General features: G+C 49.1%; 15 protein-coding genes. 11 read left to right on the top strand and 4 right to left on the bottom strand.

Annotation, left to right across the window (positions count from 1 at the left end; translation table 11 throughout):
* Position 1: 1 nt before the first annotated feature.
* Genes SHEWMR4_RS03560 through mlaF form a run of 4 tightly spaced genes read right to left on the bottom strand, consistent with a single transcriptional unit; the run spans position 2 to position 2,795 of the window.
* On the bottom strand, positions 2–655 hold the full coding sequence (locus SHEWMR4_RS03560; protein WP_011621479.1) for a phospholipid-binding protein MlaC: 654 nt from the start codon (positions 653–655) through the stop codon (positions 2–4).
* Positions 656–666: 11 nt separating this feature from the next.
* The gene (mlaD, locus tag SHEWMR4_RS03555) at positions 667–1,140 is read right to left on the bottom strand and encodes an outer membrane lipid asymmetry maintenance protein MlaD (protein WP_011621478.1); all 474 of its coding nucleotides are present in this window, start codon (positions 1,138–1,140) and stop codon (positions 667–669) included.
* 54 nt (positions 1,141–1,194) lie between these two features.
* The gene (gene mlaE / locus SHEWMR4_RS03550; RefSeq protein ID WP_011621477.1) at positions 1,195–1,980 is read right to left on the bottom strand and encodes a lipid asymmetry maintenance ABC transporter permease subunit MlaE; all 786 of its coding nucleotides are present in this window, start codon (positions 1,978–1,980) and stop codon (positions 1,195–1,197) included.
* Entirely contained in the window at positions 1,977–2,795 is an 819-nt protein-coding gene (gene mlaF / locus SHEWMR4_RS03545) for a phospholipid ABC transporter ATP-binding protein MlaF (protein WP_011621476.1), read from the bottom strand. The genes mlaE and mlaF overlap by 4 nt, the downstream gene beginning before the upstream one ends.
* Positions 2,796–3,355: 560 nt before the next feature.
* Between mlaF and SHEWMR4_RS03540 the strand changes: the two genes are divergently transcribed.
* From SHEWMR4_RS03540 to mgtE, 11 genes are all read left to right on the top strand, one after another.
* On the top strand, positions 3,356–4,333 hold the full coding sequence (locus tag SHEWMR4_RS03540) for a KpsF/GutQ family sugar-phosphate isomerase (protein WP_011621475.1): 978 nt from the start codon (positions 3,356–3,358) through the stop codon (positions 4,331–4,333).
* Positions 4,333–4,884 carry a 3-deoxy-manno-octulosonate-8-phosphatase KdsC gene (kdsC, locus tag SHEWMR4_RS03535; RefSeq protein ID WP_011621474.1) on the top strand — a complete coding sequence of 184 codons (552 nt, stop codon included), beginning with the start codon at positions 4,333–4,335 and terminating at the stop codon, positions 4,882–4,884. The genes SHEWMR4_RS03540 and kdsC overlap by 1 nt, the downstream gene beginning before the upstream one ends.
* Positions 4,881–5,441: an LPS export ABC transporter periplasmic protein LptC gene (lptC, locus tag SHEWMR4_RS03530; protein ID WP_011621473.1), complete on the top strand. Its 561-nt coding sequence runs from the start codon at positions 4,881–4,883 to the stop codon at positions 5,439–5,441. Before kdsC ends, lptC begins: the two co-directional genes overlap by 4 nt.
* Complete coding sequence (lptA, locus tag SHEWMR4_RS03525) at positions 5,428–5,979, top strand: lipopolysaccharide transport periplasmic protein LptA (RefSeq protein WP_011621472.1); 552 nt, start codon at positions 5,428–5,430, stop codon at positions 5,977–5,979. Before lptC ends, lptA begins: the two co-directional genes overlap by 14 nt.
* A complete protein-coding gene (lptB, locus tag SHEWMR4_RS03520; protein WP_011621471.1) occupies positions 5,976–6,707 on the top strand; it encodes an LPS export ABC transporter ATP-binding protein in 732 nt (243 codons plus the stop codon). Before lptA ends, lptB begins: the two co-directional genes overlap by 4 nt.
* 106 nt (positions 6,708–6,813) lie before the next feature.
* Positions 6,814–8,289 carry an RNA polymerase factor sigma-54 gene (locus SHEWMR4_RS03515; RefSeq protein WP_011621470.1) on the top strand — a complete coding sequence of 492 codons (1,476 nt, stop codon included), beginning with the start codon at positions 6,814–6,816 and terminating at the stop codon, positions 8,287–8,289.
* A 28-nt stretch (positions 8,290–8,317) separates the two neighbouring features.
* Positions 8,318–8,605, top strand: a complete 288-nt coding sequence (hpf, locus tag SHEWMR4_RS03510) for a ribosome hibernation promoting factor (RefSeq protein ID WP_007650503.1) — start codon at positions 8,318–8,320, stop codon at positions 8,603–8,605.
* A 2-nt stretch (positions 8,606–8,607) separates the two neighbouring features.
* Positions 8,608–9,051, top strand: coding sequence for a PTS IIA-like nitrogen regulatory protein PtsN (gene ptsN / locus SHEWMR4_RS03505; RefSeq protein ID WP_011621469.1), 444 nt, complete (start codon positions 8,608–8,610; stop codon positions 9,049–9,051).
* Positions 9,048–9,902 (top strand): RNase adapter RapZ, encoded by an 855-nt coding sequence (gene rapZ / locus SHEWMR4_RS03500; protein WP_011621468.1) that lies wholly within the window; start codon positions 9,048–9,050, stop codon positions 9,900–9,902. Before ptsN ends, rapZ begins: the two co-directional genes overlap by 4 nt.
* Entirely contained in the window at positions 9,889–10,164 is a 276-nt protein-coding gene (locus SHEWMR4_RS03495; RefSeq protein ID WP_011621467.1) for an HPr family phosphocarrier protein, read from the top strand. Before rapZ ends, SHEWMR4_RS03495 begins: the two co-directional genes overlap by 14 nt.
* 211 nt (positions 10,165–10,375) lie before the next feature.
* Complete coding sequence (gene mgtE / locus SHEWMR4_RS03490; protein WP_011621466.1) at positions 10,376–11,740, top strand: magnesium transporter; 1,365 nt, start codon at positions 10,376–10,378, stop codon at positions 11,738–11,740.
* Positions 11,741–12,040: the final 300 nt, after the last annotated feature.

Here is a 12,040-nt window from a genome sequence, read left to right as displayed (position 1 = left end):
CTTACTTCCCTGCTTTAGGCTGTTTAGTCACTTTGTCTTTGGTGCGCTCTTCCAGCATCTTGATCACGGCATCAATCCCCTGTTGGCGGATAAGATTCGAGATTTCAGATTGCTTAGAGGACAGCAAACTCACGCCTTCGGCAACTAAGTCAAACGCCTTCCAAGAGTCATCCTTGAGGCGACGCACTTTAAACAACAGCTTAATCGGCGGACGACCCGCTTCGATAATCTGTACGTTTACGTCGACAATCTTCTCATTGCTGAAATCACTACCGGGAGAAAACTCCACTTTTTGGTTAGTGTATTCAGTAAAAGCTTGGGCATAGGTTGAGACCAGGTAACCTTCGAAGGCATCGACGAAGCGATTGCGCTGATCTTCGGTCGACTCTTTTAAATACTGGCCTAACACTTTGTATGAAGCGTATTTATAGTCGATGTAAGGCATCAACTCTTCACGCACGATCACCTTAAGATGATCTGCATCGGCATCGATCAAGGCTTTATCTTGATGAAAGCGGTCGAAGGTTTTGTTGGCAACGGATTTGACCATGGCGTAAGGGTCCATAGTGTTAACAGTGGCATCATCCGCCAGTGCGGTCGTTGCAGTAAATATCCATACTAACGGCAGTAAAAAGCGCGATAAGCGTTTCAACATAGCGGTAACCCCTATTTATCCTTTGAACCCATACTATATAAGAACTGACCAATCAGATCTTCTAACACTAATGCGGAGCGAGTATCGTCAATCTTGTCACCATCTTTAAGCATACTCACGTCATCATCGACAAAGCCCGGTGTTAATCCGAGGAACTGCTCACCGAGTAAACCTGAAGTTAAAATAGCTAAGCTACTGGTTTCAGGGAATTTATCGTAACGTTTATCCATCACAATGGTGACCACAGCCACCAGTTTTACCGGGTCTAAGTCAATCTTACTCACGCGACCAACCACGACCCCGCCGACCTTGACTGGCGAGCGTACCTTCAAGCCACCGATATTGGTGAAGTTGGCTGTGAGGGTATAACTGCTGTCGCTGGTCTGGACTTCGATATTGGCGACTTTAAACACCAATACCAAAAAGGCGGCTAAGCCCGCTAAGAGAAACACACCCACTAATAATTCAATTTTTCGTGTCAACATGCTCAGTTACCACTCTGTTAATCCGTCTATCTGTATCCTTGGCGCTGCAATCCGTTAGCGGCCAAACATCAGGGCTGTTAGTAAAAAGTCCAATGCCAGTACGGCGAGGCTCGATTGCACCACGGTTGAGGTGGTTGCACGGCTGATCCCCTCAGGATTCGGCACCACTTGATAGCCACGGTATAAGGCAATCCAAGTCACCACCACGGCAAATACGCCACTCTTAATCAGGCAGTTCACTATGTCTTGGCGCCATTCGACCGAAGCTTGCAGAATCGACCAAAAAGCCCCGCCATCGATACCTTTCCATTCCACGCCCACTAAATGGCCGCCATAAATGCCTACCGCGGTAAACATCAGCGCCAACAGCGGCATGCTGATCACCCCAGCCCAAAAACGGGGCGCAATGATTTGCCGCAGCGGGTCAATCGCCATCATCTCTAAGCTGGATAACTGTTCGGTACTCTTCATCAAACCGATTTCAGCGGTCAGCGCCGAGCCGGCGCGGCCCGCAAATAATAGCGCGGTGACCACAGGACCGAGTTCACGCAGTAAGCTTAAGGCCACCATGGGGCCTAAGCTCTCCTCAGTACCGAAACCGACTAAGATGTTGTAGCCCTGCAGCGCCAATACCATGCCGATAAACAGGCCCGAGACCACAATAATGACCATAGATTGTACGCCGACCACATAGATTTGGCGCACTAATAATGGAAACCCCTTACGTACCCGAGGCCAGCGAACAATCGCGCCCCAGAGCATCAGGCCCGCACGGCCAAAACCGAGCACTAACTCGATAGCGCTGCGGCCGAGGTCGGCAATACTGTCAAATAACTTCACTTGCCAACTCCTTTAGCCATTAATTCTTGCTGATAATTCTTTGCTGGATAGTGGAAAGGCACGGGACCATCGGGCGCGCCTTGAATAAACTGTTTGAGCTGCGGATTATCCGCATGCTTTAGCTCCTCAGGCGTGCCATGGGCGATCACTCTTTTATCGGCCACCACATACACATAATCTGCAATTCCGAGCACTTCATCCACATCGTGGGACACCACGATCGAGGTCAGATTTAGCGCATCGGAGAGTTCGCGGATAAGCTTCACCAGCACGCCCATGGAAATCGGGTCTTGTCCGGCAAAGGGCTCATCGTACATCACCATTTCAGGCTCAAGGGCAATCGCCCGAGCAAGGGCGGCACGGCGCTGCATCCCACCGGATAACTCACTTGGCATCATCTGCGCGGCGCCACGCAGGCCAACGGCTTCGAGCTTCATCAATACGATTGAGCGGATAATCTCTTCAGGCAATCCCGAATGCTCACGCAGCGCAAAGGCGACGTTATCGAAGACGTTGATATCGGTGAATAAGGCGCCACTTTGAAACAACATGCTCATGCGCTTACGCAGCTCAAATAATTCATTACGACTCACGGCGTGCACATCTTGTCCATCGAACAACACTTGGCCGCTATCGGGCGTTAATTGGCCACCGATAAGCTTAAGCAAAGTGGTTTTACCTATACCACTGGGGCCCATAATGGCGGTCACTTTGCCCCGAGGGATAGACAGGCTAATATCTTCATATATGACACGCTGGCCACGGCTGAAGCCCAAATGACGGATCTCAACCAACGGCGTTTGTTCTTGAGTCATGCTTGATTCCGATATTTGAAAAGAGGTGGCCTACGCTTCCTGCCCAGACCAATCGAAGAGCCGCAAATTGTACGTAATTGCGCTTTAACCTACAACAGAATCGACACTATCGTCCTGCGATACTTTCAATTTGCCTCATTTCCAGCGAGAATGCGCCCTAAGTTTTCGCTCTGTGAAGCTAAAGTGTTACTTAATGTTTTCACCCTTGTTGATAAATCAGCAGGATTGTTTAGCCAAGGCTAATAAAATAAGCGAAATAACACTGAACTAGGCAAGACAACTTAACTCAAAAACCATATTGAATGCCAAAGTCGTTATCATGCTTACCATAGCAACCAAAATGGTGGTGGAAAACGACTAAGACGATGATATTGCTCAAAGCATTCAATCGCTGAACAAGTTATCCTGCCCTATTGCCTCAACCCTCATGGGCTGAGACTGAATAATAAGACGCTACTCAAGTACGAAGCCGTTAATTTTATCATCTTTATCGCGTACCAAATTGTGCTATTCCAATCCCAGAACGGGGCGACAAAGACAATGCAAGAAGAGAGATAGACATGGTAGACCAATCACAATTGCGCCAGTGGGGCTGTAAAGTCATCGATATTGAAAAATCGGCCCTCGACAATCTTTATCAATATGTCGATTCCGTTGAATTCGCCCAAGCCTGCGAACTTATTCTCAACTGTACCGGCAAAGTGATAGTGATGGGGATGGGAAAATCAGGCCATATTGGCAATAAAATCTCGGCCACCCTAGCCAGCACAGGTACCCCAGCTTTTTTTGTCCATCCAGGTGAAGCCAGCCATGGTGACCTAGGCGTGCTCTCGGACAATGATGTGATTCTTGCGATTTCCAACTCGGGCGAGTCGAGCGAAATCCTCGCGCTGATGCCCGTTATCCAACGTAAAGCCATCCCAGTGATTGCCATGACAGGCAAGCCAGAATCCACCATGGCGCGTCTATCTAAAATTCATTTATGTATTGAAGTACCAGAGGAAGCCTGCCCGCTTGGGCTTGCGCCAACCTCAAGTACCACAGCAACCTTAGTCATGGGCGATGCCATCGCCATTGCCCTCCTGCAAGCCAAAGGTTTTACCCGAGAAGATTTCGCCATGTCCCATCCGGGCGGCGCCTTAGGTCGTAAGCTGCTGCTTAAGGTCAGCAACGTGATGCACAGCGGTGATGACTTACCTCTGGTTAAACACGATATCTGCATCACCGATGCCCTGTATGAGATCTCCAAGAAAGGCCTTGGCATGACCGCAGTTATCGATGAGCAAAACAAACTCGTGGGTATCTTTACCGACGGTGACCTGCGCCGCGTTATCGATGCCCAAGTCAACCTACGCACCACGCCGATTGCCGATGTGATGACGCGAAACTGTGTCACAATTACTGAAAACGTTTTAGCGGCACAGGCGCTGCAAGTGATGGATTCCAAAAATATCAACGGCCTGATAGTGATAGATAAAGACAATCATCCTGTCGGTGCGCTCAATATGCTCGATATGGTTAAAGCGGGAGTGATTTAATGCCACAGCAAGGTTTTTATGGCCCCATCAGCGACGATGTTTGGCAAAGGGCACAAAAAATTAAACTGCTGATCTGCGATGTGGACGGAGTGTTTTCCGACGGCCGCATTTATTTGAGCAACTCGGGGGAAGAACTCAAAGCCTTCCACACCCGCGATGGTTATGGCGTGCGCTCATTATTGACCAGTGGTTTTAATCTGGCGGTTATCACTGGCCGCCAGTCTAAAATTGTCGAAAACCGCATGACGGCACTGGGTGTAACCCATATTTATCAGGGCGTAGATAATAAATTCGTCCCCTATGAAGAGCTGCTGTCGCTCTACAATGTCACCCCAGAAGAAGTCGCCTATATCGGTGATGATATTGTCGACTTGCCGGTGATGAATGTGGTCGGCCTTGCCGCCTGTGTTGCCGATGGTCATCCCTATGTCCGCCAACATGCCCATTTTGTGACTCACTTAAATGGTGGCCACGGTGCACTCAGGGAACTCACGGATCTGCTCTTACTGAGCCAAAATAAGTTCACTTCCGCCCATGGGATGAGCATATGAGTCGTGTGACCCTCGCCATTATCGCCTTTTTTGGCACTGCACTGGTGCTATATTGGCAAGTGCAGCAAAAACGCGGTGGCGATACGGATGACAGCTTGAATGTCAGTGACAGACCCGATTACATTATCGAAGATCTGCGCAGCATTGAATTTAATGAGCAAGGGCAAGTTAACAGTCGCGTCACGGCAAAGCACATGGAACACTATGAGCTGAAAAACCAAACCGACTTTACTGCTCCCGTCTATCTTGTCTATCCCGACCAAGGTAAAGCAAAATGGCAGATCCGAGCCGACCAAGGTCGACTCAACAAAGATACCGGCAAGGTTGTATTAGAAAATAATGTTATTATCGATGCCATCAGCCCTGGTGAACCCATACAGACATTGTCCACCAGTTTTTTAGAACTCGATCTCAACACTATGATAATGACCTCTGACCGCATCATTTACGTCACAGGGAAAGATTTTAATATTCAAGGGCAAGGCCTTTATGCCGACCTTAACGCGCAGGAAGTGAAATTGACCAGTCAGGTAGTAGGAACCTATGAAGCAAAATAACATATTACTTGCCGGCCTAATGCTGATGACAAGCATGAGCGCCTTCACCAAGGTCGGTGACTTACAGCAAGAAGTTAAAATTAAGGCCGTCAGCCAAACTGCGGACATTAAAAACAATCAGATCATTTTCTTCGGCCCCGTAGAAGTCACCCAAGGTTCGATTAAAATCCATGCGGATCAACTACGTGCGTTTTCTGCCGAAGGGGACAACAGCAAGATTTTAGTGGCAACGGGTAATCCTGCGACCTACAGCCAGATCCTCGACGATGGGCGTCCAGCTTCTGCCAGCGCCAAAGAAATTCGCTATGAAATGGCGACTCGCACCTTGACCTTAACCGGCTCAGCCACCCTAGACCAAGCGGGTAGCCAAGTGACGGGGAATCTCATCCGCTACAATATTATTCAGCAAAAACTGATCGCTGAGAGCACGGGTAGCGGTGATGATCGCGTGATTACCATTATTCAGCCTGACAACTATCAGGAAGAACTCAAGAATCAGCCCACGGACAAACCTGTGAAAAAACAGGACTCTCAATGACCCAAATCACCTTAAAAGCACAGAATCTCGCTAAGAGTTATAAGAGTCGTCAGGTTGTGAAAGATGTCAGCCTGACGGTCAAAACGGGTCAAGTCGTCGGCCTACTCGGCCCAAACGGTGCGGGTAAAACCACGACCTTTTACATGGTCGTGGGTTTAGTGAAAAGCGATAAAGGCCATATCTTTATCGACGATGATGATTTAACCGCCGATCCCATGCATCTGCGCGCCCGCAAAGGCATTGGTTACCTGCCACAGGAAGCCAGTATCTTTCGCAAGCTGACCGTGCACGACAATATCATGGCGGTGCTGCAAACCCGTAAAGAGCTCAATCGCGATCAACGCGAAGAAGAGCTGGAACACCTGTTAGAAGAGTTCCATATCACCCATATTCGCGACAGCCAAGGCATGTCGTTATCGGGCGGTGAACGTCGCCGCGTCGAAATTGCCCGCGCCTTAGCGGCCAATCCAAAGTTTATTCTGCTCGATGAACCCTTCGCAGGTGTCGACCCGATTTCGGTTATCGACATCAAGAAAATCATCGAACAACTCAAGAGCCGAGGCCTTGGGGTACTGATCACAGACCACAATGTGCGCGAGACCTTAGACGTCTGTGAACATGCCTACATTGTCAGTCACGGTAATCTGATAGCCGAAGGAACTCCCGCAGAGATCTTAGACAATCAGCAAGTTAGGGCTGTGTACTTAGGTGAACAATTCAGGCTATAGTTACTTAAACAGAGCCAATTAGCCTTGAATTTTGGCTTAATAAGCGCCATCAATATGATAACAAGCGGCCTAAATTCACAATAATAACGTAGGGATCAGCGGTAACATGAAAGCGTCACTCCAGCTCAAACTGGGTCAACAGTTAACCATGACGCCACAACTTCAACAGGCCATTCGTCTGTTGCAATTGTCGTCATTGGAACTGCAGCAAGAGATCCAGCAAGCCTTAGACTCTAATCCTCTTCTCGAGCTGGAAGAGGAGCAATTTGACGCGCCTACCGAACGTAAGCAAGATATCGCCGATACCGACTTTAGCGAAACGACGGCTCAGCCACAGGAACAAGACAATTCCACCGTGGATATTGCCGAGTCGTTGACCAAAGAATCCCTGCCCGAAGAACTGCCCATGGACACCACTTGGGATGAAGTCTTTACCGCATCGCCAAACTCAGGTTCTGGTGCTAGCCGTGAAGATGATATGCCCTTTCAAGGGGAAACCAGTGAAGGCCTGTACGAACATTTAGAATGGCAGAAAAACCTTACGCCCTTCTCTGAAACCGATTTAGCCATCGCCACCGCAATTATTGATGCCATCGACGATCAGGGATATCTCACTCAAAGTACTGAAGATATCCTCGAGGCCATGGGCAATCCAGAGATAGAACTGGATGAAGTCGAAGCCGTGCTCAAGCGTATTCAACACTTCGACCCCGTTGGTGTCGCGGCAAAGGATTTAAGCGAATGTCTGCTTATCCAACTCTCCCATTTTTCGCCGGACACCCCACACCTCGAAAACGCCCGCATGCTGATCAAAGATCATTTAGATCTGATCGCTGCCCGCGACTTTAGATTATTAATGCGTAAGACCAAACTCAAAGAGGACGACTTAAGGGACAGCATAGCGCTGATCCAAACCTTAAACCCTCGCCCCGGTTTACTCATCACCCCTGTCGATGAAGAATATGTGATCCCCGATGTATCGGTATCGAAGAAAAACGGCCGTTGGGTGGTCGAATTAAACCCTGACTGCATGCCAAAAATCAATGTTAATCAGCAATATGCAGCCATGGCGCGCAGCACCAAAAGTCAGGCCGATAGCCAATTTATTCGCGGCCATCTGCAAGAGGCTAAATGGTTTATCAAAAGTCTTGAAAGCCGCAACGAAACACTGCTCAAGGTGGCAAACTGCATAGTGCAATATCAACAGGGTTTCTTCGAATACGGTGAAGAAGCCATGAAACCTATGGTCCTGAACGATATCGCCGAGGCGGTCGAGATGCATGAATCCACCATTTCACGGGTGACGACGCAAAAGTACATGCATACCCCAAAGGGACTTTTTGAACTAAAATATTTCTTCTCAAGCCACGTCGGGACTGATGATGGCGGTGAGTGCTCATCCACGGCAATCAGAGCCTTCATTAAGAAACTGGTTGCAGCGGAAAACCAGAAAAAACCATTAAGCGACAGCAAGATGGCGCAACTTCTGGCAGAACAGGGAATTAACGTTGCGCGCAGAACCATTGCGAAGTACCGAGAAGCGATGCTTATTCCCCCTTCCAATCAGCGTAAAAGTTTATAGCCTACAGTGGAAATCGGAGGACGTTTATATGCAAATAAACCTGAGTGGACACCATATCGAGATTACCGAATCGTTACGGGCATATGTTGAGGAAAAGTTTTCAAAACTTGAACGTCATTTCGAACAGATCAATAATGTGCACGTTGTGCTCAATGTTGAGAAAATGCAACAAATTGCCGAAGCGAGAATCAACCTCACCGGTGGTGAAGTCTTCGCGACTTCAGAGCATGCAGATATGTATGCTGCCATAGACGTCCTGATTGACAAGCTTGATCGTCAGGTTATTAAACACAAAGAGAAGTTAACAAAACACTAGCAATGGAACTTCGTACCATACTGCGGCCGGAGTGCACAACCTGCGCCACTCCGGGCAGTAAGAAAAAGGTACTGGAACTCATCAGCGACTTAGCCGCTGCCCAGTACCCCACCCTCTCATCTCAAGAGATCTTCGAAAGCCTAGTGGCGCGCGAAAAGATGGGGAGCACAGGTATAGGTAACGGCATCGCCATCCCACATGGTCGATTAACCGATATAACACAACCCATAGCCATATTGGTGAAATGTGAGGAGCCGATAGCCTTTGATGCTATCGATAAACAACCTGTCGACATTTTATTTGCTCTGCTGGTGCCTGCTGACCAATGTCAACAGCACTTAAGCACTTTGTCCTGCATGGCTGAAAAGCTTAGCGACAAACAAATATTGAAGCAATTGCGCAAGACGCATGATGAAACGGAACTCTATCAGGTAATCACTGGATGAAACTGGTCATAGTGTCAGGGCGCTCAGGCTCAGGCAAATCGGTCGCACTTAGAGTGCTTGAAGATCTCGGCTATTATTGTGTCGATAATCTCCCCTTGCCGTTGATTGGCAGCTTACTCGAACAGCTCAAGGGCAGTAACGATCTCGTCGCCATCAGCGTCGACGTGCGTAATCTGCCGGAGCAAGACAAGGTACTCGTCAAACAGCTCACAAGCCTGCCCGAGGGCACTGAACTCACCAGCTTCTTCTTAAATTCCAGCGATAAAGTACTGCTAAAGCGCTACAGCGAGACTCGGCGCTTACATCCCTTATCTAAGAGCCGAGTATCACTGCAAGAAGCCATCAAACTTGAAGGCAAATTGCTCGAGCCCCTGTCACAACAGATGGATCACTACATAGATACCTCGAATCTGAATATCTATGAACTCAGCGACCAAGTGCGGCAAATCCTGCTTGGCAGTGTCGATAAGGAACTGGTGATCAACTTCGAGTCCTTCGGTTTTAAGCATGGTATGCCAACCGAAGCCGACTTTATGTTTGATGTGCGCTTTTTACCCAATCCCCATTGGGAACCCGAGCTGCGCCCTCTCACCGGCTTAGATGAACCCGTTGCCGAGTTTTTAAATCGCCAGCCGCTTGTCAATAAGTTCATCTGGCAAATTGAGAATTTACTCGAGACTTGGTTGCCTCACTTAGAGCGTAATAACCGCAGCTATCTGACCATCGCCATCGGCTGTACCGGCGGTCAACACAGATCAGTTTACGTGGCCGAGCAACTGGCTAAACGCTTTAGCAACGGTAAACACAAAGTGAATGCCCGCCACCGAGAGTTAAGCCATGCCAAAGCTTGAGCGCCAAATCACCATCTGCAATAAACTCGGTTTACATGCCCGCGCCGCGACAAAGCTCGTGGTGTTGGCCTCAGAGTTTGATGCCAGCATTACGCTGATCCAAGGTGAAAAACAGGCCTCTGCCGCCAGTGTTTTAGGGCTACTCATGCTGGAAACGGGTATGGGTAAAACCATTACCCTGATTGCCGAAGGTCCAGATGCGGAGCCCGCGCTCAATGCCATTTGCGCGCTTATCGACGCTAAGTTCGACGAAGCCTGCTAATTGCCTCGACATCTCATCTCAATGCACCCTACCGTTATTCAGTACCCTGTTTGGTTTTGATTTCAGCACCTTATACCAGTAAAACACATTTGTGACTCGACGCCCTCCCGTGCGCTCAATTACAATATACTGCTGCGCTTTGGCTTAAGTCCTTTGGCTTAAGTTCTCAACAGCCAAACGCCCCATCCACTGTCGCTACCTTGGAGGAAACATGCCTGTAGAAGCCTCAGACAGCTTACAAGTCGAACAACGTCTCGACCAACTGAGCCATGCCCTCAATAGCGGTATGTTTGTGCATGTCAGGCAAATGCTGCAAAACATGGCGGCGTCAGATATCGCATTGATTCTAGAGTCCTCGCCCCCTAAGGCACGGCAAGTGTTATGGCAACTTATCGATCAAGATCAGCTCGGGGATATTCTCGATGAACTCAGTGAAGAGTTAAAAGATCCGCTTATCCGCGCTATGAGCCCAGAGCGAGTCGCCAAAGCCACCGCCAGCATGGATACGGACGATCTCGCTTATATTCTGCGAAGCTTGCCGGATACCGTCTATAAGCAAGTATTGCAGTCAATGAGTCTGCAAAACCGCCAGCGGGTCGAGCAGGCGCTCTCCTACCCCGATGAAACCGCGGGCAGCTTAATGAACACAGATACTGTGACCTTAAGACCCGATGTAAATATCGATGTGGTACTGCGTTATTTGCGCCAACGGGGCAACCTGCCCGACACCACTGACACCTTATACGTGGTGGATAAGCACGATCGCGTACTCGGCGGGGTAAAGCTTGCGGATCTGCTCACCTGCGATCCCAATACTCATATCAGCAGCATTATCGATACCGATATCGAGAGCATTCCCGTGGGCATGTCCGACAGCGAAGTGGCGCAACTTTTCGAGCGCCATGACTGGGTATCGGCGCCCGTGGTCGATAGTGAGGGCAAGTTACTCGGGCGTATTACCATCGATGACGTGGTCGATGTTATCCGTGAAGATGCCGAACATTCCATGATGGGGATGGCGGGGATGGATGACGATGAAGACACCTTCGCCCCTGTGGTAAAGAGTACCTTACGCCGCTCACTCTGGTTGACGATTAACCTGTTTGCCGCCCTGCTGGCGGCCTCTGTCAGCAATATGTTTGAAGGCACAATCGAACAATTCGCCACGATTGCGATTTTAATGACGATTGTACCGAGCATGGGCGGGGTCGCGGGCAATCAAACCTTAGCCCTAGTGATCCGCGGGATCGCCTTAGGCCATATTGGCCAGAGTAACGCCCGCTGGCTGATTGGCAAAGAACTCGCCATTGGCTTTTTGAACGGCCTCATGTGGTCGATTTTGGTGTTTATCGCGGTATTAGTTTGGAAAGATGATATGGCGCTTGCCAGCCTAATTGGCGGCGCAATGCTCATCAATATGACAGTCGCTGGACTGGCTGGCGCCAGTATTCCGCTGATCTTAAAGCGTTTAAAAGTAGATCCGGCGTTAGCGGGCGGTATGGTACTCACCACAGTCACCGATGTTATTGGCCTGTTTGCCTTCTTAGGATTAGCGACTTTATATTTAATGCACTAGTACTCAATCGGCTAAAACGAACAACAAAAATGGCGCCATAGGGCGCCATTTTTAATAGGTCGTTTAATACCAATCACATTAAATATCTAATCAGTTCAGAGCCTCACAGGCATCTCAATCCAAGGCGCATTGACGAAGAAATGGTTATTCCCTTTTAAGTCAATGTAACACGGGAGTGAGATGCCTGTGAGGCTCCCCAAGGGCGGGGTTGAACGTGCTTTATACTGCGTTTAAGGCTTTCGACAGAGCGCCACTATGCCTTCAAGCCTTCGCCTTGTCTAAAGCCCGTTTAACTCCCGC

The organism is Shewanella sp. MR-4 (assembly GCF_000014685.1).
In the GTDB taxonomy this organism is placed as follows: domain Bacteria; phylum Pseudomonadota; class Gammaproteobacteria; order Enterobacterales; family Shewanellaceae; genus Shewanella.
The sequence above is the reverse complement of the archived record's forward strand: the minus strand, read 5'-3'. Positions and strand labels throughout refer to the sequence as shown.

Excerpts from the sequence above, each read along its gene's own strand:
- mlaF (WP_011621476.1), bottom strand. The coding sequence starts at position 2,795 with ATGACTCAAGAACAAACGCCGTTGGTTGAGATCCGTCATTTGGGCTTC.
- mlaD (WP_011621478.1), bottom strand. The coding sequence starts at position 1,140 with ATGTTGACACGAAAAATTGAATTATTAGTGGGTGTGTTTCTCTTAGCG.
- SHEWMR4_RS03540 (WP_011621475.1), top strand. The coding sequence starts at position 3,356 with ATGGTAGACCAATCACAATTGCGCCAGTGGGGCTGTAAAGTCATCGAT.
- lptB (WP_011621471.1), top strand. The coding sequence starts at position 5,976 with ATGACCCAAATCACCTTAAAAGCACAGAATCTCGCTAAGAGTTATAAG.
- hpf (WP_007650503.1), top strand. The coding sequence starts at position 8,318 with ATGCAAATAAACCTGAGTGGACACCATATCGAGATTACCGAATCGTTA.
- lptA (WP_011621472.1), top strand. The coding sequence starts at position 5,428 with ATGAAGCAAAATAACATATTACTTGCCGGCCTAATGCTGATGACAAGC.
- lptC (WP_011621473.1), top strand. The coding sequence starts at position 4,881 with ATGAGTCGTGTGACCCTCGCCATTATCGCCTTTTTTGGCACTGCACTG.
- SHEWMR4_RS03515 (WP_011621470.1), top strand. The coding sequence starts at position 6,814 with ATGAAAGCGTCACTCCAGCTCAAACTGGGTCAACAGTTAACCATGACG.
- SHEWMR4_RS03495 (WP_011621467.1), top strand. The coding sequence starts at position 9,889 with ATGCCAAAGCTTGAGCGCCAAATCACCATCTGCAATAAACTCGGTTTA.
- SHEWMR4_RS03560 (WP_011621479.1), bottom strand. The coding sequence starts at position 655 with ATGTTGAAACGCTTATCGCGCTTTTTACTGCCGTTAGTATGGATATTT.
- rapZ (WP_011621468.1), top strand. The coding sequence starts at position 9,048 with ATGAAACTGGTCATAGTGTCAGGGCGCTCAGGCTCAGGCAAATCGGTC.
- mgtE (WP_011621466.1), top strand. The coding sequence starts at position 10,376 with ATGCCTGTAGAAGCCTCAGACAGCTTACAAGTCGAACAACGTCTCGAC.
- ptsN (WP_011621469.1), top strand. The coding sequence starts at position 8,608 with ATGGAACTTCGTACCATACTGCGGCCGGAGTGCACAACCTGCGCCACT.
- kdsC (WP_011621474.1), top strand. The coding sequence starts at position 4,333 with ATGCCACAGCAAGGTTTTTATGGCCCCATCAGCGACGATGTTTGGCAA.